Below are 19309 nucleotides of genomic sequence, written 5' to 3' on the forward strand. Positions count from 1 at the left end.
TTCCGAACGGGGCCTGCGCTGGGTTCAGCGTCCAGGCGGCCGACGGTTCATGCTGGAAGGTGTTTCGGTTGACCCCGGTTGCACTATGTTGCCTGTGAGCCCGCAAATTAGCCTGAGGGTGGAGAGCCCCCCATCCACGGGGACCGTGGAATGTTGCCGTCGAGCACGAGTGTCAGAATTCTGTTTCATCCCGCTCTCCTGTCAACGGCGACACGGGGTCAGTTTTCAGACGACGCCGACATCTCCCCGGAACACGCCCCTTTGTCAATCCTGTTGGGAGGCGGTGAGTTCGATGGATGTGGTGCACCCGCGGTGCGCGGGAATCGATTGCTCGAAGAAAGACGCGAAGGTCTGTGTGCGGATTCAGGGCCATGGACGCAGAGGAGCGTCGTCGACAGTGACGACATGGGGTGCCATGACATCACAGATCCTGGCGTTGCGTGAGCATCTTATCGCGCAGAAGGTCACGTGTGTGGTGATCGAGTCCACCAGCGACTACTGGAAACCGTTCTACTACCTGCTCGACGATGAGCTGAACATGATGCTGATCAATGCGTCGCGGGTGCGCAATGTGCCCGGCCGCAAGACCGATGTGTCTGATGCTGCGTGGCTGGCCGATCTCGGGGCTCACGGGCTGGTGACGGCGTCGTTGGTGCCGCCGCCGCCGATTCGTGTCGGCGGCAAGTGAATACTGACCAGTGCTTGCCGACTCCTGATCAGTTTTCGATTGCCGTTGACAATTCGCGCGCTGCGGGATCTGACCCACGCACGCACGCACATCACCCGGGAATGCTCGCGCGAGGTAATGCGGTTGGAGAAGCTGCTCGAAGACGCCGGGATCAAACTCACCTCGGTGGCCACCGACATCACCGGAGTGTCCGGACGAGCGATGCTCGAGGCGCTGATCGCCGGCCAGAACGATCCAGCCATGATTGCCGATCTGGCCAAGCGGACGCTGCGCCGCAAGATCCCGGCGTTGACCGAGGCGTTGATCGGCCGGTTCAGTGAGCATCACGCGTTTATGTCCCGGTTGTTCCTTGACCGCATCGATGCTCACACCGCCGATATCGGTCGCCTCGATGAGCGCATCGAGGAAGCGATGGCGCCCTTTCGCCTCACCCGGGAACTGCTGATGAGCATTCCGGGATTCTCCGGCAAGACTGCCGAGGTGTGAATCGCCCTGGAAATCCCGGAGGCTCCTGACCTTGGAAACGAGGATGCAGGTATGCCGAAGGAACAGTCGTCTGGGAAGCCCACGGCGCGTCGTTACAGCCCGGAGGAGAAGGCCGCTGCAGTGCGGATGGTGCGGGCACTGCGTGCCGAGTTGGGCACCGAGCAGGGAACGGTGTCACGGGTAGCCCGCCAGCTCGGCTACGGGGTCGAGTCGGTGCGCTCCTGGGTGCGTCAGGCCGATATCGACGACGGGTATGCACCTGGGGTGTCCACTGCGGAGTCACAGCGGGTCAAAGAGCTCGAGCAAGAGATACGAGAACTGAAGCGGGCCAACGAGATTCTGAAACGAGCGGCCAGTTTCTTCGGCGCGGAGCTCGACCGCCAACACAAGAAGTAGTCGACTTCATCGACACCCACCGTGGGGAATTCGGGGTCGAGCCCATCTGCACCGGAGCCTGTCACGATTTCTGTGTAAGTCAGAGGTGATTTGACTACGAGTTGTATTCTAGCACAATGGGATTCGCCCAGGGAATAGTCTGGCGAGTGTGTTGAGCGCCACAGTCCAGTTGTGCGTTCCAGTACCCGAATAGCCTCCTCTCTCGCTGGAGATGTTGCGCAGCCCGAGGTACAGCAACTTCATCGCGGCGTCCTTGTCCGTGAAATGACCACGGTTCTTGGTGATCTTGCGCAACTGGAAGTTGATCGACTCGATCGCATTGGTGGTGTAGACGATCTTGCGCAACTCCACCGGATAGTCCAGGAACGGAACGAATTCCCCCCAGGCGTTGTGCCACACGTCAATTGCACCCGGATATTGGGCGCCGAATTGCTGGTCGAACTCCTTGAGTGCGAGTTCGGCTCCATCGACGGTCGGCGCACTGTAGATCGCCCGCATCGCGGTGGCGACCTTCTTGCGGTCCTTATAAGACACGAAGCGCATCGCATTCCTAATGACGTGCACGACGCAGGTCTGCACCACGGTATCGGGATAGATCGAGCGGATCGCATCAGGCAGACCGGTCAGCCCGTCGCAGCAGGCGATGAGGATGTCGCGCACCCCGCGGTTGCGCAGGTCGATGACGACCTTCTGCCAGAACTTCGCCCCCTCGGAGTCCTGGATCCAGCAGCCCAAGGCGTGTTTGCGGCCCTCCAGATCCACGCCAATGGCCAAATAGGCGACCTTGGTGGTGATGACCCCGTTGTCGCCGATCCGCAGCCGCAGCCCATCGATGTAGAGGATCGGGTAGACCTCATCGAGCGGGCGGGCCTGCCAGGCCTTGATCTCATCGACCACCACCTCGGTGATATTGGAGATCAACTCCCGCGACACCGACGCCCCATAGACCTCCTGCAGGTGGGCTTCGATATCGCGGGTGGTCATTCCCCGTGAATACAGCGACAACACCACCGAATTGATGTTGTTGAGCCGGCGGGTCTTCTTCGGCACAATCGCCGGCTCAAACGAGCCGTTGCGATCACGCGGCGCATCGATCTGCACCGGGCCGTTGACGGTGGTCACCGTTTTCGGCGTGGTGCCGTTGCGCGAATTTCCCGATCCGCGTCCGGCCGGATCGCCGGCCTCATAACCCAGATGGTGGGTTAGCTCCGCATTCAGCGCCCGCTCCAGCACGGCCTTAGTCAGCTGGTTCAGCAAACCGTCCGCGCCGTCGATCGGGGTCCCGGTCTTCACCGCATCCTTAATCAACGAGTCCAGCGTCTCTTCGGTGAACATCTCGGCCAGCCGCCGCGCCGCGGTCGTCTCCTCAGCCGGCATCTGCATGGTCTTGGTCACAAAACACTCCTTCTGTCCGCCCAACGGCGGTCCGATGATGGACCACCCCGGACTTACACAGATGGAATGACACGCCCCTGCACCGTCCTGCGCACCGCAGGGGTGTCGGTGGCCCCGAGTACTTACTACGACACCAAGGCACGGCCGCTGTCGGCACGGGCCCGTCGAGACGCCGAGCTGGCGCCCGCCCTGGTGGCGCTGTGGGACAACTACCGGGTCTACGGCGCCCGCAAGCTGTGGAAAGCCGCCCGCCGTGCCGGCCACGACGTCGGGCGAGACCAGGTCGCCCGACTGATGCGCGCAGCCGGCATCCAAGGAGCGCGGCGCGGCAAACGGGTCCGCACCACCAAACCCGACCTGACAGCGCCTCGCCACCCCGATCTGGTCAAGCGGAAGTTCACGGCGACTACGCCGAACCAACTGTGGGTCACGGATCTAACATTCGTGCCGACCTGGGCTGGGGTGGCGTATGTGTGCTTCATCGTCGATGCCTACTCCCGGATGATCGTGGGCTGGCGGGTGGCCTCCCACATGCGCACAACCATGGTGCTCGACGCGATCGAGATGGCCCGCTGGTCACGTGGAAACACATTGCCGGGCTTGACATGTCACTCCGATGCCGGGTCCCAGTTCACTTCCATCCGCTACGGTGAACGTCTCGCCGAGGTCGGTGCGGTGCCCTCGATCGGCACCATCGGGGACAGCTACGACAACGCTCTGGCCGAGACCGTCAACGGTTACTACAAGGCCGAGCTGATCTACGGGCCGGCTCACACCGGGCCCTGGAAGACCGTCGAGGACGTCGAGCTGGCGACCCTGGCCTGGGTGTACTGGCACAACACCAGCCGCCTACACAGCTACCTCGCCGACGTTCCTCCGACCGAGTTCGAAGCCACCTTCTACGATGCACAACGGACCGACCAACCCCTGATCGGAATCCAATAACCCGAGCCTCCGACAGAACCAGGGCGATTCATCACGCAGCTCCGGCGGATACCTCCTCAATGAACCACCTGACATGACTCCAACCTTCCCAAGAAGTGGAGTCTCCGGACATGCCGGGGCGATTCAGTGTGGAGCTCTTAAAGGCCATGGCCTGCATTCCAGACGGTCGCGACGAACGCTATAGTTATTGGCCATGAGATTAGATTCGATTCGCCGTTCGGGCGTTGTAGTGCTTGTCTTGGCCACGGCCTCGGTAGCAATGGTCGTGGAGGCGCTGGGGTGGCGCCGTTACCTTGTGCTGGGCACGGCCACACTAGCACTTGTCGTCAAGGCGGCGGGAGGGCGGCGTCGCCTCGGCGTCCGGCGCAGTCTGGGAAGAAAAGGCAAACGAACGGTCGCGTCCTAAAGCCGGTGTAAATGGGCCGGGCATAGGTTCTGCTTCGAGACCTACCAAGTCATCGAAGAAAGGACCTATGCCCGTGCCTGCACGAGTATCGCCGACTGATCGTGTTCGCGCCAAGATCGACGAGCTGTTCGCATCCGATCGTGAGCTGCCCGAGATTCTGGAGGAGGTGGCCCGGCTCGGCGCACAGTTGCTGATGCAGGCCGCGCTGGAGGCCGAGGTGACCGAGTTCCTCGGCCGTGACCGCTACCAACGCGCCGCGGCCGCGCCGGATGCGCAGCCCCGGGGCGCGCAATGGTTATCGGCCAGCGACGGTCAAGACCACCGTCGGCCCAGTCACCCTGGAGCGGCCCAAGCTGCGCGGCACGACCGCCGCGTTCGTCTCACGCCTGTTCGGCAAGCACGTCACCAAAACCAATGCGCTGGAATCGCTGGTGATCGCCTCGTTCGTGCGCGGACTGTCGGTGCGTGATGTCGAGGCCACCCTTGCCGATGCGCTCGGTGATCAGGCCGCGATCTCGAAATCGACTGTCTCGCAGGTATGCCAAGCGATAAAAACCGAGTACAACACCTGGGCGCGGCGCCCCTGGGCGATGTCGTGCTCGATTAGCTGTTCCTGGATGCCTCCTTCTTCCGGATGCATCCCGGCTCGCCGGCCGAGCCGATCCTGGCCGCGTGGGGCGTCACCACCGCCGGCAAGCCCGTCTTTGTTGGCCTGGCCCCCGGCGTGGTGGAGTCGACCGAGGCCTGGGCCGATTTCCTGACCGATCTCACCGACCGTGGGCTAGCGTGCCCGCTGCTGGTCATCTCCGACGGTGCCCGCGGCCTGATCGCCGCGATCGAGCAGGTCTTCCCGACCGCGCTGCGGCAACGCTGCCTGATCCAGCGGTTACGCAACGTGCTGGCCAAGATCCCGGCCGGGATGCAGGCCGAGATCCGCGACGGCTACTGGGCCTGCTTCGACACTGAGGACCTCAAAACCGAGCCCGGTCCGCGGCTGGTCGAACTGGTCGACGCCCGGCTGACCGCGTTCGCTACCCGCTACACGACCACCTACCCGGCAGCGATGAAGATCATGCTGACCGAGCGCGAGGGCCTGACCGCCTATCTGCGGTTCCCGCCCGAACATCATCACCGCATCCGCCACTCGAACTTCATCGAACGCACCTTCGGAGAAACCCGCCGCCGCGCAAAGGTTATCGGCCGCTTCCCTGGCGAGACCAGTTGTAACAGCATCGCCTGGGCCGTGCTCGACCGCGCATCCCGCGGCTGGCGCGGACTCACCATGACCCCCGCCGGGCTGCGCCAGCTCCAAGACCTGCGCCGCAGCCTGCTGCAACCACCCCGGCAACTGTGGCCCCAGCACACCCCGGACTTCGCTAGCAGCACCACCGAAACCGTCAGCGCCACCGCGTAGCATCACTCACCGAAGCCAGAACCTCCGCAGGCCGATTTACACCGGATTCCGGACGCCACCCAAACGAACTAGTGCCCTGAGTCATTAATTTTGGTGCAGTAGTTGCCGACGATGCTGATCAAGATTTGGTCGACGGTCTTGGTCCAGACGTATGGGGGCCCTCGTTCCGGGTTTCGACTACTGCGGTGATCGCCGCCCACTGCGAGGGGTACTGCGGATGCACCTCAGCGACCATGCGCACTGCACGCTCACGAAGCTCGTCGGGATACTTGCTCGGGCGTGCCATAACTCGAATCCTCCCAAGATCGGGAGTCTCCGGAAACGCCGGGACGGCTCAGTGTGTGGGAGCTGTTCAGCAGGTGCGTAGACATTGCCGACGCAGTGCTCGTTCAGTGTGTCGGATACCTGAACCAAGCAACGGCTCGATAGCGCGCTGGAGGACTTTGCCCGCGAGCCCACCGGGGAACTTGTAGTCGGCAGTTATGTCAACGCGGGTCACTGCTGATCCCATCGGCGTCGTGGCAACGGCTGCCAAGGCAACTATGCCGTTGTTGGTCACCAAGGCCTCTGTGATGCGCCGGCACGGCTCCCACTCGGTGATGCGACTCGTTCCGGTCATCGCGATTGGGCCGATCTTGCCGGTTCCTCGAAATTCGGCGCCGACCCCGTCTGATAGTTCGCCGATTGGCGTAATGGTGCGCAACCCAAAGACCCACTCCGGCATCCGGCGGTAGTCGACAGCGTAGTCGAAAACCGCCTCAGCCGGCAATTCTAGAGTGCCAGACGCGAACACCATCGTCATGCGCCACCAGCCCAGGCCAAAGACTCCGCCGTGGCATCGCCTACAGAATGATCCCTGCAGTCAGTGCGCATGGGTTGATGGTGGCATCACCGTCACAACCCGTCAATAGAATTGGATTTCGAATCTCCCTCGTGGTGGGTCGGCCGGCCGCTACGATGAATCGCGTTCATGATGGTGAAGACGGATCGTCACGCGCGGCGCGACGTTCAGGCGCTTCCAGGCGGGCACCGAGAGGCTCAACGCGTGAGGAGTTGCCTGACGCACCGTTGGCTTGTGCAGTAGCTTTAGCTTTTAGATTAGAATTTCGGGGTGTCGATGAACCTGGGTGCCGTGGGGCGGCTGCTACCGGAGTTGACCGGAGATGCCCGAGCCGATCGTTGGCGCGAGCATCGAGCTGCTGTGCGGGCGGAGCTGATAGAAGCGACGCTTCGCGCGATCGACGAGTATGGGCCTGACCTGTCCATCGACGATGTCGTAAAGACCGCGGGGATCCCCAGGCCCAAGCTGTATCGATTCTTCGCGGATAAGGACGCCTTATTCGCCGCGGTCGGCCAGCGGGTGCAGGAGATGATCATCGAGCAAGTCGTGCCGCAGTTTGATGCCGCCACCACGGCGCTGGAGCTGGTCAGCTCCGCGGTGGCCGCTTACGTCGGGCTCGTGGATAAGCGGCCTAATCTTTTTCGTTTCCTGGTGAATTCCCACTTCAGGGACGGGCGTTCGCCCGCGGATTTGATCGAGGGCGGCAGGCCGCTCTCGGACGCCACGGTGGATGTTTGGTCAGCCGCTATCGAGGCGCGTGGTGGCGAGGGCGCCAACTTTGAATATGTTGTGGATGCTGCTCTGGGAGCGGTGGGACTTGGTGTGCTGCGCTGGCTGAATTCCCCGACCGTCAGCAAGGATGCCCTTGTCGAAGAGTTGACCGCTTTTTTGTGGGGCGCCTTTTCGGCAATTGCGGAAGTGCGTGGGGTGCACCTCACTCCTGACACGAAGCTAGAGTCATCGGCCGAGGCAAATTAAGCGGTCGCTTTCCCAGTTCGGGCGGCTGGCGGCGCCGACATGCTGAACCTGCCCTGAACCGTAGAGGCATACACTACGAGGAGTGGATGTGCCGGAGACACGGATCGGGAGTGGAGATATCGTCAAGACCTGTGGATCGGTGAGTTTCAGGCGACCTGCGATCCGACGGTTTGAGGCTCAGCTGCCGACGGTTCGGGTGTGATGTCGATAGGCCGTTCGAGCGGCTTGCCCTTGTGGAAGACGGCGCTGGCACGGACGAGGGCGACCAAGTGTGGTGCGTTGACCGCGCGCCAGCGGGCCTGGGCGGCCTCGATTAGCTTGTAGGCCATCGCCAGCCAGGCCGCGCGGGAGCCCGGCCCTTTGGTGACTTTGGTCCTCAAACGTACTGTCGCAAAGGTACTTTCGATCGGATTTGTGGTGCGAAGGTGGATCCAATGCTCGGCGGGATACCGGTAGAACTCCAAAAACACCTCGGCGTCGTCGACGATCTTGGGCGACCGCTTTGGGGTATTTGGCGCCGTAGTCGATCTCGAACGCTTTGATCGCGAGCTGGGCTTTGTCGATATCCTCGGCGTTGTAGATCTCCTTCATCGCCGCGACTGCACCCTGGGTGCACCGATTTCGGCAGTGCGGCAAGAATATTGGCCTGCTTATGCCACCAGCAGCGCTACTCTCGAATATCCGGGAACACCTCCCGCACGCCTTGCAGAAGCCCAGGGCGCCGTCGCCGACCGCGAGCACCGCTGCGGTCATGGCGCGGCGGCGGCAATCGCGCAGCAAATCAGCCCAGAACTCAGTCGATCCCCGGAAGCCGTCAGCCAGCCCGACGAGCTCCATGCGGCCATCAGCACGGACCCTCGGCACGGGCGCGGGGCTCTCGGTTCCCAACCAGCGCGCCAACGCGATGACCGATGCCCACGTTTCCATGACAACTGTTTTGGACCGTGAAAGAGTTGGCATGCGCGTTCAACCGCCCCGGCATGTCTGGAGACTCCATTTCTTGGAAAGGATGGAGTCATGTCAGGTGGTTTGTCGAGGAGGTACCAGCCAGAGCTGCGGGAGCGGGCGGTGCGGATGGACGCGGAGATCAGCGATCAGCACGATTCGGAGTGGGCAGCGACCAGTGAGATCGCCGGGCTACTTGGTGTTGGCACGGCCGAGGCGGTGCGCAAGTGGGTGCGCCAGGCTCAGATCGATGCGGCGCACGCGGGGATCACGACCGAAGAGTCCTCCGAGCTAAAACGACTGCGGCGAGAGAACGCCGAATTCGGAAGGACCAATGCGATTTTCAAGACGGCGTCGGCTTTCTCCGCGGCCGAGCTCGACCTGCCAACACACTAATCACCCAGTTCATCGCCGATCATCACGGTCACCGCGATGGCCCTGATGGTTTGCGGTGGGGTGTCGAGTCGATCTGCACACAGCTGACCGAGCTGGGTATGCCGATCGCCCCATCGACCTATTACGACCACATCAACCGCGAGCCCAGCCGCCGCGAACGCCGTGACGACGAACTCAAAGAACAGATCAGCCGGCTCTACGCCGCCAACTACGGCGTGTACGGTGCCCACAAGGTGTGGCTGGCGCTCAACCGCGAGGGCACTCCAGTGGCCAGATGCACCGTCGAGCAGGGTTTGCCTACGTCGCTTTCGCCACCGACGCCTACGCGCGGCGGGATGCTGGGCTGGCGGGTCGCTTCCACGATGGCCACCTCGATGGTCCTCGATGCGATCGAGCAAGCCATCTAGAACCGTCAACAAGAAGGTGTACTGATCTCAAAGACGTTGTCCACCAGACGGATCGGGGATCGCAGTCAATACACCTCGATCAGGTTCAGCGAACGGCACGCAGAAGCGGGCATCCAGTCCTCGGTCCGAGCGGTCGGCAGCTCCTATGACTGTGAGAATGTTGGCGGCTGTCTGGTCGCCTGACTCGTGTTATGACTGACCCAGCGGTATGGGTGTCCTGGCTGTTGATCTGTCGTCCAACGGGCGGTCGTTCCACCTCGTGCTGACCGAGCGGGCAGTGACCTCATAGAAGCCTGACCACACCAGGTCCCATCGCAGTCCCGTCACCCGACCGGCCAGCCTCAACAACCCGCTGAAGGTCGCAATGACAAGCATGGCAACCACACCTCGCCGCGGTCGAGTCGTGATCGGTGTTGATACCCACAAGTTCGTTCATGTCGCCGCCGCGTTCGACGACTTCGGCGCGGTGCTTGACACCGGAACGTTCCAAGCCGACCGCGCCGGCTATGCCGAGCTGATCGAATGGGCTAGCCACCCGGGCCACATCCTGACCTTCGCCATCGAAGGCACCGGCTCCTACGGAGCCGGCCTGACCGCAGCCGTGCGTCGCAGCGACATCGGTGTCGTGGAGGTAATGCGCACCGACCGGCGCGACCGGCGGCTGCGCGGCAAGTCCGACTTCCTGGACGCCGAAAACGCCGCCCGTGCCGTGCTTGGTAGCCATGCCACCGCCACCCCGAAGACCGCCGATGACACCGTGGATATGATCCGACAGATCAAAATCGCCAAAAATATTGCGGTCAAAGCCCGTTCGGCAGCGATGATCTCGCTGAAGACGGTCATCGTTAACGCCCCAGACGAGCTGCGTGAACAACTGCAGCCCTTGTCCAAGATGGCCCTAATCCGCCGCTACGCCGGCCTGAGGCCAGCTGGCATCAGCACGGTCGAAGCCGCAACCAAGCACACCCTGCGCTCGATCGCCCGCCGCTGGCAGCATCTCAACGAGGAGATCACTGAACACGAGAAACTACTCGCCCAATTGGTCACCGAGATCGCGCCAGAGTTGACCGCAGCATTCGGCATCGGCGCCGACACCGCCGCCGAGATGCTCATCGTCGCCGGCGACAACCCCGACCGGATCCGTATTGAAGCCGCGTGGACCAAGCTGTGCGGCGTGTGCCCGATCCCAGCCTCCACCGGCAAAACCGTTCGCCACCTGCTCAACTGGGATGGCCACCGCCAGGCTAATGCGGCGATCTACCGCACCGTCATCGTGGGCATGCAACACCATCAACCCACCCAGGCGTACCTCGCAAGACGCACCGCCGAAGGCAAGTCCAAGGCCGAAATCATCCGGTGCTTAAAACGCTTCCTTGCCCGTGAGATATGGGCCTCGTGCATCCACTGCGCACCACTCCACAAGCCGAAAAACCAGCCGCTTGACGGATATAGGAGCATCAATGCACTAGCCGAGACGGTCAACGGCCTGTACAAGACCGAGCTGATCAAGCCCGGCAAGCCCTGGCGCTCCATCAAGGACGTCGAGCTGGCCACCGCACGGCGGATCGACTGGTTCAACCACCGTCGCCTCTACGAATACTGCGGCGATATCCCCACCAGTTGAACTCGAAGCCGCCTATTGCACTCCACGCCAGAGACCAGCCGCTGGCTGAAATCTCACATCAGAAAGTCTCCGGACTCACCGGGGCGATTCAGGTGGCGGACAGATCCCTGCCGCCGAACGCGGCGACTTCGTCTTGCCACTGGGCGGTCAGCCGGGTAATCGTGGCTGCCGACAACCCGGCCCCCGACCCAGGAACTGCTCCAGGGCTCCGGCCTGAAATCCCCGCTGGACGCCCATGCAGGTACAGCAACGGCAACACCTCGGCCATCTGCGGCGACTTACGCGCTTACGCCGGCACGATCGTCGACGAGAACCGCTGCCGCTCAACGGTATCGGGATCAATACGTTTGTCATTGACCCGCGGGGCCTGCACCTTGACCGCCCCCCCGCGGTCAGCACGTCGCGGGGCTAGCGTTGCGCACCCTGTCGCTTCGCAGTACTGTAACGCCCGACACCCTGTACTGTCAGTATCCGAAACTAGAAGTTCGGGGAAAAGGTAACCTTCGTGGTCGACGGGGGCACAGGCTAGATATATAGGGGGTCGTGACCACTATGAGTGCACCGAGTGGGGTCTCGGTATCCGAGGACTCGGCGGATATGTTTCTCGGTGGGGGGAGGGCAGCAACTATTATCGTGGATGACGACATCATCTTCAGCCACCTGTGGGCGAACTTGTCGGGGTCGTTCCCGCCGGGGGAGGAGTTGTTCATTCGGTCGGTGCGCCGGTTTGCCGATGAGGTCACCGATCCTGGGTTGAAGAAGCGGGTGGCCGGGTTTATCGGTCAGGAATCGGTGCATGGCCAGCAGCATCGGGCGCTCAATGACAAGCTCGTTGACATGGGGTATCCGATTGCGTGGTGGGATTCCGAAAAGTTTGTTGATTGGGTGAAACGCATCGAGGAGGTGCTGCCGGCCCGGATTCCGCTGGCGGTGACAGCAGCCGCAGAACACTTCACCGTGGGTTCGCGACCTATGGATGACCCGGTGATCACGGCCAGAGTCATTCTCGTCGAAGACGTCCGGGATCAGACCTTTTCCAGCGTTGGGAGCTGGCGGCGTGTTTTCGCAGATGCCATTTCAATTCGGCAAAAGGCCGTGCTGAGAGGCCGTTCCAATGGTTTGAGTTCATCGTCCAAGTTGCGGTTTTTGATGCAGATGTCGACCCTGCCAACCATCGCAGCTTCTTCGTCCCTGGCGGCGCTAAGCATCTTCACGCTCAACGTGTTGTTGTGCAACGTCGGCACAACGGACATCTCTGGCGCGAGCGATGGGTTGAGCGCTACCACCCAGTATGGTCTGCTGGTCACGGTTTCGGCGGTCGCGCTGTACGTTGATCGGCTGCTGCAGCGCGACGCACGTGGTGCTGTTGTCGAGGGGCATCGGTGACGGCATCCAACGGTTTGTCGGTATACCTTCGTGAACAACTGCGGAAACCGCTAGGGCAGGTGGCCAGCTTCACTCAGATGTGTGTGCTAACCGGCAAGGCGCTTGCACGTCCGTTCCAATGGCGCGAATTCATCCTACAGGGTTGGTTTCTACTCGGTGTGTCGTTCCTGCCAACCGTTATGGTCGCAATTCCGCTCACCGTGCTAATCATCTTTACGCTGAATATCTTATTGGCCGAATTTGGGGCCGCCGACGTCTCCGGCGCTGGGGCTGCGCTCGGCGCCGTCACTCAACTGGGCCCCCTTGTGACGGTGCTCGTGGTCGCTGGCGCAGGTTCTACTGCGATTTGTGCGGATTTGGGCGCTAGGACTATTCGCGAGGAGATCGATGCGATGGAGGTGTTGGGCATCGACCCGATTCATCGACTGGTAGTTCCCAGGGTGGTTGCATCGACCATTGTAGCCCTGCTGCTCAATGGCGCGGTGATCAGTATCGGGCTGGTCGGCGGGTTCTTGTTCGGTGTGTATATCCAGAATGTTTCGGCCGGCGCATACGTTTCGACCCTAACCTTGATTACTGGATTGCCCGAGGTGCTGATCTCGATTGTGAAGGCCACCTTATTCGGGCTTATTGCCGGGCTGGTGGGTTGCTACCGCGGGTTGACAGCCGGCGGGGGAGCCAAAGGGGTGGGCACAGCAGTCAACGAAACGTTGGTTCTTGCGGTGGTCGCATTATTTGCGGTCAACGTGGTGCTGACTACCATTGGTGTGCGGTTCGGAACGGGGCGTTGAGATTGGCTTCCCCGACGGTCGTGCAATCACGTTTCCCACGCGCTTGGAAGCTAGGCGCCGGATGGGTCGGCGCTCCTGGCCGTGCGCTCGACGCCTCTGGTGATGTCGCGCTGTTCGTCGGCGAAGTGCTCCGTTATCTCGGGTTTACCCTAAAGAATTACCGAAAGGAAGTCTTGCGCCTGATCGCCGAGATCGGCATGGGCACTGGCGCAATGGCCGCCGTCGGCGGCACGGTGGCGATCATCGGCTTTGTGACGCTATCGGCCGGTTCGCTGATTGCGATTCAAGGGTTCGCCTCGCTAGGCAATATCGGCGTTGAGGCGTTCACCGGTTTCTTCGCCGCGCTAGCGAATGTGCGTGTGGTGGCGCCAATCGTAACTGGCACTGCTTTAGCCGCGACCGTCGGGGCCGGTGCTACAGCGCAATTGGGCGCCATGCGGATCAGCGAGGAGATTGATGCGCTTGAGGTGATGGGAATCAAATCAGTTTCGTATTTGGTATCTACCCGAGTTATTGGCGCCTTCATCGTCACTATCCCACTATATTCGGTCGCGGTCCTCCTCTCGTTCTTTTCCGCCCAGCTGGTGACAACTTTGTTCTATGCGCAATCAATCGGAACGTATGACCATTACTTCAACACTTTCCTGAGGGTTAACGACTTCTGGTACTCTCTTGCGGAGACGGTCGCCATTTCGGCAGTCGTGATGTTGAACCACTGCTACTACGGATACAACGCCAGCGGCGGTCCGGTTGGAGTCGGCGCGGCAGTCGGGAGATCGATGCGCGCATCGCTAATCGCCATCGTAATGGTCGTGCTAATGGCTTCGTTAGCGATTTACGGCGTCAACCCCAACTTCAATCTCACGGTGTAAATTATTATGGCAACCACAAGCAAGCGGCTACGGCGACTTATTTCGGTCCGAAAGTTAGCGGGGCTGGCTTTGTGGCTCATCACCGCGGTCGTGCTGATCGTCGTCTGGGTCCAGTTCCGGGGTGGCTTCACACCCAAGATAACCTTAACAGCATTGGCTAGCCGGTCGGGTTTGGTCTTGGATCGGGGGGCGAAAGTCACTTACAACGGGGTGGAGATCGGCCGGGTGGGCAGCATCAGCGAGGTGGAGCGTGACGGAAAGCCGGCGGCCAAGCTGCTGCTGGAAATTGCGCCAAAATACGCCGGGCTGATCGCGCTAAACGTAAATGCCGAAATTACAGCCACCACGGTGTTTGGCAACAAGTACGTGTCGTTGAGTTCGCCCAAACAACCTGTGGCCCGGAAGGTTACACCGGCTGACATAATTGTGGTGAGGTCGGAAACAACGGAGTTTAACACGTTGTTCGAGACGGTCATGCAGATTTCAGAGAAGGTGGATCCGGTCAAGGTGAACTTAACGCTTTCGGCGGTGGCTGCAGCGTTAAATGGGCAAGGCGATAAATTCGGGGCTTCGATCATCAATGGAAACACCATACTCGATGACATCAACCCGCAGATGCCTCAAATCCGCCATGATATTCAACGGTTGGCGGATTTAGCCGATATCTACGGGGATGCCTCGCCGGATCTTTGGAGCGCCCTCGATAACGCAGTCACCACGGCGCGTACCTTCAACCAGCAAAAGAAGGATCTGGACGCCGCACTCTTGGCCGCGGTGGGGGTTGGAAACACCGGTGCCGACATCATTGACCAGAGCAGATCGGACCTGCAGCATGCGGTCAGCGACCTGGTGCCGGTGACTCAACTGCTTGACACCTACAGTCCGGAGCTTTACTGCCTTTTTCACCATGGCGCTAATGTGCTACCGAAAGTGACGGATGGGGAGAGCGGCAACGGTTACTCGGTAAGGTTAACAGGCACGATCTTGGGAGGAACAAATGCGTACGTCTATCCTGACAACTTGCCGCGAGTGAATGCTCACGGCGGACCGGGCGGGAAACCGGGATGCTGGAAGACCATTACCCGCGATCTGTGGCCTGCTCCGTACTTGGTAACGGATAGCGGTTCCAGCATCGCGCCATACACCCACTTTGGAATCCCGCAACCGCAGGCCAATGAATACGTGTGGGGCCGCCAGTGGGGGGAGAACACGATCAACCCATGAAAAAAATCACCGCTACGGCAGTGAAGTTTAGTACTGCCGTATTAACTTTAATTGCCGTGACGGTCATCATTGTCGTGGTGTTCGCCCAGTTGCGCTTTAACAAGACCTCCAGCTACACGGCCGAATTCAGTACTGCGAGCGGCTTGCGCGCCGGCCAGTTTGTCCGTGCCTCCGGGGTGGAGATCGGCAAAGTAAGCAGCGTACGGATCACGGAGGGCGGTCATCGGGTGCGTGTGGACTTCGAAGTAGACCGTTCGGTGCCGCTTTATCAGTCGACGACCGCGTCCATTCGCTATGCCGACCTACTTGGGCAGCGCTACGTAGAACTTAAGCGCGGCGACGGTGAAGGGATGGATCGGGTGTTGCCGCCGGGTGGGTTTATCCCGCTGTCACGTACGGAGCCAGCCCTGGATTTAGATGCACTGATCGGTGGTTTCAAGCCGGTGTTTCGCGCGCTCGATCCCGACAAAGTCAATACGATTGCGACCGCGATCGTCACTGTGTTTCAGGGCCAAGGTGGCACGATCAACGATATCTTGGACCAGACGGCGCAACTAACCGCGCAGATCGCTGGACGTGACCAGGCAATCGGTGAAGTCATCTCAAACCTTAACGTCGTGCTAGAGACCACGGTCAAGCATCGCAAGGAATTCGACCAAACGATCGACAACGTCGATAAGTTGATCACCGGGTTGAGCAATCAAGCCGATCCGCTCGCGGCCAATGTCGCGCACATCGGTAATGTGGCCGGCACGCTGGCGGATCTGTTGTCAGACAATCGGCCACTGCTGCAGAAGGCCGTTGGCTATGTGCAGAATACCCTCCAACCGCTAATTGACCGGCTCGACTACGTCGACGGGGTGTTACGGGACGCCCCACAATCTGCGAAGCGTGTCGCGGGTATCGGGGGGCTTTATGGCGACTTCTTCAATTTCTACGCGTGCGACGTCACGCTGAAGGTTGATGGCCTGCAGCCTGGCGGGCCCGTCCGTACCGTGAAGCTTTGGAGTCAGCCGACGGGGAGGTGCACTCCGAAGTGAGAACCCTTCAAGCAATCAATCCGTATCGGATGGGGGCGATGGGAATCATCGTTGCAGCGGTGGTGACCGGAGTAGGGCAAAGCTTCACCAGCATTCCGATGTTGTTTGCCCAGGCAACCTATTACGGAGAGTTCAAAGACACAGGCGGGCTGAACAAGGGCGATAAAGTTCGCATCGCTGGGGTAAATGTCGGCGAAGTGCAGGGATTTACGATCAATGGCAACCATGTAGTCATGAAGTTTTCCATCGGCTCCAATACAATCGGATCTAAAAGCCGTCTTGCGATCCGTACCGATACCATCCTGGGGAAGAAAGTGCTCGAGATCGATCCCCAAGGCTCCCGCGTGCTCCAACCAAATGCGACACTCCCGCTTGGGCAAACCACCAGCCCGTACCAGATCTACGACGCGTTCTTCGACGTCACGAAGGCGGCTACCGGCTGGGACATCAATACAGTCAAACGCTCCCTGAATGTGCTGTCGCAGACAGTTGAGCAGACTTACCCGCATCTGAGTGCAGCACTGGATGGTGTGGCCAAGTTCTCTGACACGCTAGGGAAACGCGACGAGCAAATCCAACGGCTGCTTGCTGACGCTAGGAAGGTGGCAAGCATACTCGGTGATCGCAGCAAGCAAATCGATCGGATTTTGGTTAACACGCAGATCGTTCTGGCGGCGTTCAACGAGCGCAAGAGTGCCATCGACGGCTTGCTGGGCAATATCGCCGCCGTTTCCGCCCAGTTGAAGGGTTTGATCGATGACAACCCGAATCTGCATAACGTTGTCGAGCAATTGAGGACGATTAGCGATCTGCTACTCAAACACAAAAAAGATCTCGTCGAGTGGGCGCCTAACGTAAGCTATTATGCGTCGGCTTTGGCGGAGTCGGTAGCGTCGGGTCCCTACTTTAAGGTGGCTCTGCTGAATCTTGCACCTTTTTGGATGACTCAGCCTTGGGTCGACGCGGCGTTCAAGAAACGTGGGATCGACCCTGAACAATTCTGGCGCAGCGCTGGTTTGCCCGCCTACCAGTTCCCCGATCCTAACGGCACCCGGTTTCCCAATGGCGCGCCACCGCCAGCTCCGCCGGTAAGGGAGGGCACCCCGGACCATCCAGGACCGGCGGTTCCGCCAGGCGCGTCGTGCGCTTACACCCCCGCAGAGGACGGTTTGCCGCGGCCATGGAACCCGCTTCCCTGCATGGGTTTGGGCGCCGGCCCTTTCGGTGGCCCGTCGACGATCGCGCCGTTTGACGTCCAAACGTCACCTCCCGACCCTAATGGGCTGCCACCAACACCCGGTATCCCGATTGCCGGACGACCTGACGAGCCCCCGCCGAATGTGCCAGGCACTCCGGTGCGGCTTCCCGTAAAAGCTCCACCAGGCGCGCGTACCGAGAACCTGGCGCCGGCCGGCCCGACATCACCGCCGTCGACCTTCGCGCCAGGACTCCCCCCGGGACCACCATTCCCGCCGGGCCCGGGCCCGCAGCTGCCGGGCCCATTCATCACCCCGGGCGGAACAGGAGGCAGCGGCGCTGCGACGGGAGGCAGCCAGAATTGAGTACTGTTTTCGATATACGCAAAATTCAACTCCCGAAGTTTTCGCGAACTGCAATCATCGTTGGGTCCTTGGTGATACTGCTGGCGTCTATTACGACGCTGGCTGCTCGGGATTTCTACGAAAAAATGACCAATAACACGGTGGTTGCGTATTTCCCGGAGGCAAACGCGCTTTATGTCGGGGACAAGGTCCAGATAATGGGTGTGCGAGTGGGCGCGATCGACAAGGTCGAGCCGTCGGGTGACAAGATGAAGGTGACTTTCCACTACGAGAAAAAATACAAAGTGCCCGCTGACGCCTCTGCGGTGATCCTCAATCCCGCGCTGGTCGCCTCGCGCGTCATTCAGCTGGAACCGCCCTATGAAGGCGGCCCATCGCTAGGAAATCATGCGGTGATCCCCATCGAACGAACACAGGTGCCGGTGGAATGGGATCAGTTGCGCAATGGTATCACGGACATTATCTCGAAGCTGGGACCTACGCCCGAGCAGCCCAAGGGGCCTTTCGGCGAAGTCATCGAATCTTTCGCGGACGGCTTGGCCGGCAAAGGCAAAGAGATCAACAGTACTTTGACCGGGCTTTCGCAAGCGTTGACCGCGCTAAATGACGGGCGTGCCGATTTCTTTGCCGTGCTGCGCAGCATGGCCTTATTCGTCAACGCGCTATATAAAGATGATCGGAATTTCGTCGCTTTGAATAAGGACCTCGCCGTATTTACCAGTTCACTTACCAGCTCAGATCCCGGGCTTGCGAAGGCACTGCAACAGGTAGACGATATGCTTCCCGCATTGCGAAAGCTTCTAGCGGACAATCGTGATGGGCTAACCCACGACATCAACACCCTCGCCGATGTGACCACCGCGCTGGTTCAACCCGAGCCGCTGAATGCGCTTGAAACGGCGCTGCATGTCTTCCCCCATTTTGCCGCCAACGCCCTCGCAATCTATGAGCCGGCGCACGGCGCGCTGACAGGTGCAATAGCCCTGCCAAACTTTGCCAACCCATTGCAGTTCATCTGCAGCGCGATGCAGGCCGGCAGCCGTATGGGATACCAAGAGTCTGCCGAACTGTGCGCACAATACTTGACGCCGGTTTTGGATGCGATCAAGTTCAATGGACCCCCGGCTGGCATCAACCTGTACCAAACTCCTGCTGTACTGCCCAAACATATCGCATATTCCGAGCCTCGGTTACAGCCTCCGCCGGGGTTCAAGGACACCACGGTCCCCGGGATTTGGGCGCCGGACTCGCCGTTGTCACATGGTAACCACGAGCCCGGCTGGGTCGTAGCGCCCGGTGAGCAAGGCCTCACAGTGGGACCGGCTACCGAAAGCTTGCTGACACCGGACTCGCTCGCTGAGCTGATGGGAGGCCCGGACACGACACCGCCGCCATCAAGGTTTCAGACGCCGCCGGGGCCGCCCAACGCCTATTCCAATATGGGTCCACCGCCGCCGGGCCCGCCACCCGCCGCTGACGCAGCATCAGTCGCGACAGGATCCGGCCAGTGAGC

The 19309-nt window shown here is 60.7% G+C and carries 10 protein-coding genes, 10 pseudogenes and 1 other annotated feature; of the genes and pseudogenes, 15 read left to right on the forward strand and 5 right to left on the reverse strand.

Annotated features, from left to right (window positions below):
• Window positions 1–292: 292 nt before the first annotated feature.
• Window positions 293–1171, forward strand: a pseudogene (locus AB8998_RS04165) (IS110 family transposase); the annotation flags it as partial.
• Between the two features lie 54 nt (window positions 1172–1225).
• Window positions 1226–1620, forward strand: a pseudogene (locus AB8998_RS04170) (transposase); the annotation flags it as partial.
• Window positions 1525–1624, forward strand: a sequence feature (AL1L pseudoknot). Its footprint overlaps the pseudogene before it by 96 nt.
• Before the next feature lie 54 nt (window positions 1625–1678).
• Here the strand turns inward: AB8998_RS04170 and AB8998_RS04175 are convergent.
• Window positions 1679–2989: an IS256 family transposase gene (locus AB8998_RS04175; protein ID WP_369736892.1), complete on the reverse strand. Its 1311-nt coding sequence runs from the start codon at window positions 2987–2989 to the stop codon at window positions 1679–1681.
• Between the two features lie 78 nt (window positions 2990–3067).
• Between AB8998_RS04175 and AB8998_RS04180 the strand changes: the two are divergent.
• Both AB8998_RS04180 and AB8998_RS31525 read left to right on the forward strand, forming a co-directional pair.
• Window positions 3068–3910: pseudogene (locus AB8998_RS04180) on the forward strand (IS3 family transposase); the annotation flags it as partial.
• Window positions 3911–4389: 479 nt separating this feature from the next.
• Window positions 4390–5730 (forward strand): annotated as a pseudogene (locus AB8998_RS31525) (IS256 family transposase).
• A gap of 352 nt (window positions 5731–6082) precedes the next feature.
• On the opposite strand, the gene AB8998_RS04200 reads toward AB8998_RS31525, so the two are convergent.
• The gene (locus AB8998_RS04200) at window positions 6083–6532 is read right to left on the reverse strand and encodes an SRPBCC family protein (RefSeq protein ID WP_007172254.1); all 450 of its coding nucleotides are present in this window, start codon (window positions 6530–6532) and stop codon (window positions 6083–6085) included.
• Window positions 6533–6847: 315 nt separating this feature from the next.
• Here AB8998_RS04200 and AB8998_RS04205 point away from each other — a divergent pair, with 315 nt between their 5' ends.
• Window positions 6848–7549, forward strand: coding sequence for a TetR/AcrR family transcriptional regulator (locus tag AB8998_RS04205; RefSeq protein ID WP_033721584.1), 702 nt, complete (start codon window positions 6848–6850; stop codon window positions 7547–7549).
• Between the two features lie 146 nt (window positions 7550–7695).
• Here AB8998_RS04205 and AB8998_RS04210 read toward each other — a convergent pair whose 3' ends face one another.
• Complete coding sequence (locus tag AB8998_RS04210; protein ID WP_367870059.1) at window positions 7696–8013, reverse strand: hypothetical protein; 318 nt, start codon at window positions 8011–8013, stop codon at window positions 7696–7698.
• Window positions 8014–8095: 82 nt separating this feature from the next.
• Window positions 8096–8509 (reverse strand): annotated as a pseudogene (locus tag AB8998_RS04215) (transposase); the annotation flags it as partial.
• A 57-nt stretch (window positions 8510–8566) separates the two neighbouring features.
• Here AB8998_RS04215 and AB8998_RS04220 point away from each other — a divergent pair.
• The 3 pseudogenes from AB8998_RS04220 to AB8998_RS04230 all read left to right on the forward strand — a co-directional run.
• Window positions 8567–9447, forward strand: a pseudogene (locus tag AB8998_RS04220) (DDE-type integrase/transposase/recombinase); the annotation flags it as partial.
• Between the two features lie 223 nt (window positions 9448–9670).
• Window positions 9671–10546 (forward strand): annotated as a pseudogene (locus AB8998_RS04225) (IS110 family transposase); the annotation flags it as partial.
• Window positions 10547–10756: 210 nt separating this feature from the next.
• Window positions 10757–10970: pseudogene (locus tag AB8998_RS04230) on the forward strand (integrase core domain-containing protein); the annotation flags it as partial.
• Between the two features lie 42 nt (window positions 10971–11012).
• On the opposite strand, the pseudogene AB8998_RS04235 reads toward AB8998_RS04230, so the two are convergent.
• Window positions 11013–11326: pseudogene (locus tag AB8998_RS04235) on the reverse strand (IS256 family transposase); the annotation flags it as partial.
• 190 nt (window positions 11327–11516) lie between these two features.
• Between AB8998_RS04235 and AB8998_RS04240 the strand changes: the two are divergent.
• From AB8998_RS04240 to AB8998_RS04270, 7 genes and pseudogenes are all read left to right on the forward strand, one after another.
• Window positions 11517–11878: pseudogene (locus AB8998_RS04240) on the forward strand (metal-dependent hydrolase); the annotation flags it as partial.
• Window positions 11879–12384: 506 nt separating this feature from the next.
• A complete protein-coding gene (locus AB8998_RS04245; protein WP_085981747.1) occupies window positions 12385–13098 on the forward strand; it encodes an MlaE family ABC transporter permease in 714 nt (237 codons plus the stop codon).
• Between the two features lie 110 nt (window positions 13099–13208).
• Complete coding sequence (locus AB8998_RS04250) at window positions 13209–13970, forward strand: ABC transporter permease (RefSeq protein ID WP_369741418.1); 762 nt, start codon at window positions 13209–13211, stop codon at window positions 13968–13970.
• A gap of 6 nt (window positions 13971–13976) precedes the next feature.
• Complete coding sequence (locus tag AB8998_RS04255) at window positions 13977–15194, forward strand: MCE family protein (RefSeq protein ID WP_007172259.1); 1218 nt, start codon at window positions 13977–13979, stop codon at window positions 15192–15194.
• Window positions 15191–16234 (forward strand): MCE family protein, encoded by a 1044-nt coding sequence (locus AB8998_RS04260; protein ID WP_007172260.1) that lies wholly within the window; start codon window positions 15191–15193, stop codon window positions 16232–16234. The genes AB8998_RS04255 and AB8998_RS04260 overlap by 4 nt, the downstream gene beginning before the upstream one ends.
• Entirely contained in the window at window positions 16231–17796 is a 1566-nt protein-coding gene (locus AB8998_RS04265) for a virulence factor Mce family protein (RefSeq protein ID WP_007172261.1), read from the forward strand. The genes AB8998_RS04260 and AB8998_RS04265 overlap by 4 nt, the downstream gene beginning before the upstream one ends.
• The gene (locus AB8998_RS04270; RefSeq protein WP_007172262.1) at window positions 17793–19307 is read left to right on the forward strand and encodes a virulence factor Mce family protein; all 1515 of its coding nucleotides are present in this window, start codon (window positions 17793–17795) and stop codon (window positions 19305–19307) included. Before AB8998_RS04265 ends, AB8998_RS04270 begins: the two co-directional genes overlap by 4 nt.
• Window positions 19308–19309 lie beyond the last annotated feature (2 nt).

Source organism: Mycobacterium sp. HUMS_12744610, assembly GCF_041206865.1.
GTDB lineage: Bacteria > Actinomycetota > Actinomycetes > Mycobacteriales > Mycobacteriaceae > Mycobacterium > Mycobacterium servetii.